A 900-nucleotide genomic window follows, 5' to 3' on the forward strand; every position below is an offset into this window, starting at 1 on the left:
GATCAATTTTAGTGAAAAGTTGCGTGAACACTGTAAAGTCCATGGAATTCCTCTTTAATGAATTTTCAACTTTTTATCACCTTGAAACATAGATATATGCTAAACGTGTCATTTTCATTTATACATTACCCAAGTATTTGCATTACGATATCTTGGCTTTGATAAAATCTTTGTGCCTCTTTGAATTGTTCGGATAGTACTGAACTTTCTACAGTGGCTTTTGTTTTTATCGTATGGTAGGCATCCCGTTTGTTTCATGGTTAAAAATTTTCATATCAAGTTCGCGTCTTTTCCTTTTGATAAGTGATTGCTCAGCATTACGTAAATGCGCTACCATTTCCATCTTTATAAATTCATTTTGGATCATGGTTAACGAACCATCGATATGTGCTTGAAGATCTGCAGTATCTTTCAGGTTTTCTTTTTTTTGAATTTCATCTAATAGATGTTGGAGGTATTTAAAACGATTTTCTACGTTTTCAAAAGTTTCTAAACTTACAGCTTTATCTTGTATCGATGCAAATTGTAAACGCTCCGAAATAGCTTTGCCCATTTGATCAAAAGTCCCAGAAATTTTGTTTTCTTCCTCTAATACCTTTTGATATGATTCCCTTGAAAGCTTATCACGCTTATAGAGCGATTCTGGTTCTTTGAGAAAAAAACTAGAAAAGTCAATTGTTTTAGATCCAGTTTTCTGATTCTTTGTTATAGCTTGATAGGCTTTTTCTATTTGTGAAACTTGTTTTTTTTTCAACTCAAGCTGTTTTTTTAAGAGCTCAATAATTTCTCCTTTTTTTAAAAGCTGAAGGATTTCCGAATATTCTGCTGGTGGAGCAGGTTGTGGCGGTGGAGCAGGTTGTGGCGGTGGAGCAGGTTGTGGCGGTGGAGCAGGTTGTGGCG

Annotated in this window: 1 protein-coding gene; it reads right to left on the reverse strand. The window is 35.0% G+C overall.

All coding sequences use genetic code 11. The features are described from left to right. Positions 1-226: 226 nt before the first annotated feature. Positions 227-900, reverse strand: a 674-nt coding sequence (locus ACFIKG_RS09495; protein ID WP_375652222.1) for a type IV secretion system protein, incomplete at its 5' end; no start/stop codon positions are given.

This window comes from Bartonella sp. LB28NMGDW (assembly GCF_042194435.1).
Classification (GTDB): domain Bacteria; phylum Pseudomonadota; class Alphaproteobacteria; order Rhizobiales; family Rhizobiaceae; genus Bartonella; species Bartonella grahamii.